Genomic DNA, 1,589 nt, shown 5'->3' on the forward strand with positions numbered 1-1,589 from the left:
TCTCTGCTGGCAGGCGGCGGGAATCATCGTCCTCGATCACTTGCCACGGACGAATGCGGATCTTTCGGAATTCAGCTGCGACGACCCGGCCCGCATCGTTATCGTCCGTATCCGGATGCTTTCACCAGGTAACTGATGTGTCGTCGGCCGGAGGACGCCTGTGTCACAGTGGCTGCTGGAAGAGATCACCGCGCGTCTGCTCTCGACGACCGGGCGCGCCGAGAGCCTGCGCACTCAGCTGGCCGAGGCCGAAGACGACCTGGAACGGCTGCACGCCGCCGAACAGGTGGTCAAGGAGATCCTCGCCGGACAGCAGGACGGCGGGCCGAGCATCACCCCGGCCCCCGACCGCCGCGATGCGCTGCCCGATCAAGCGGCCGAGGGTGACGTGACGGCGATCTACCAGGTGCTGCTGCCCGCCGGGCGAGCGGCCGAGCCGTCGCCCGGCGGCCTGCTGATCCCCTACCGCCACCAGGCCCATGACGTCCACGATCTGCCGGGCGACTATCAGGCGCTGCTGACGGCGGTGCACGCCGCCGATGGCCCCGTGATCTGCAAGGCGATCTGCGAGCGGCTCGGGCTGCCGACCGAGCCGGGGCCGGTCGAGGGCGTACGGGCCAAGCTGAAACGGCTGGTCGAGCGGGGTTGGCTGCGTAAGACCCCCAGCGGCGCGTTCGGGCCGCTCACCTGAGCAGACCGGTCCCTGTCCTGCTGCGGCAGGCCGCCCCTGACCGGGGATCTCGCCGGGTGACATGAGTCCTCGGGCGCGTCCCCGGCGGGGGCATGGCGGCGTGTGACCACTACCAACACCCCGGCCGAGGACACGCCGTCTGCTGTCTACCAGTGCCGACTGCCGCTGTCTACGAAAACCATCACTTTCATCGCCGACCTGATCCGCGGCCACCTGGCGGCGATCGGATCGCGCTGGCGGAAACTGGCACCCGGGAAGATCGCCGTCATCGTGCTCGCCGTCCTGCGCCATGACCAGCGCCTGGCCGACCTGGCCGGCGCCAACGACGTGTCGGCCTCCACCATCCGCCGCTGGGTACTGGAAGCGATCGGCCTGCTCGCCGCCCGCGCCCCGCGCCTGGACCGCGCCCTGAAGAAGGCCGCACGTGCCGGCGGCGAGGTCGTCCTGCTGGACGGCACCCTGGTGCGCACCCGCCGCCGCACCGGAGCCGACAACCGCAAGAACTACTCGGGCAAGCACAAGGCCCACGGGCTGCTGCTGCTGGCTCTTACCGACCGCAAGGGCAATCTGCTGTGGATCTCCGCCGCCCGGCCCGGCCGCGCCTCCGAGATCACCACCGCCCGCCACAACAAGATCTGCGCCCGGCTGCGTGAGGCCGGGCTGGGCGCCATCGCGGACCTGGGCTTCGTCGGCCTGGACGACGACCCCGACCATCCCGTCGTCATCACCGGTCGTAAAGCCGCCCGCGGCAGGCCCCTCACGACCGCCGAAAAGCAGGCCAACCAGCTCGTCAACGCCGAACGCGCCCCGGTCGAGCACGGCTTCGCCGCCCTGAAGAACTGGCGGATCCTGACCAAGGTCCGTATGAACGCCGTCCACGCCACCACGCTGCTGCGTG

Annotated in this window: 2 protein-coding genes; both read left to right on the top strand. The window is 70.2% G+C overall.

What is annotated here, in order from left to right; all coding sequences use genetic code 11:
* Positions 1 to 160 precede the first annotated feature (160 nt).
* The gene (locus IEZ06_RS37010) at positions 161 to 691 is read left to right on the top strand and encodes a hypothetical protein (protein ID WP_203872467.1); all 531 of its coding nucleotides are present in this window, start codon (positions 161 to 163) and stop codon (positions 689 to 691) included.
* Between the two features lie 102 nt (positions 692 to 793).
* Positions 794 to 1,589: transposase family protein (locus IEZ06_RS35720; RefSeq protein ID WP_189241092.1), on the top strand; the 796-nt coding region annotated here is incomplete at its 3' end.

This window comes from Planomonospora antibiotica, from assembly GCF_014647955.1.
GTDB lineage: Bacteria > Actinomycetota > Actinomycetes > Streptosporangiales > Streptosporangiaceae > Planomonospora > Planomonospora parontospora.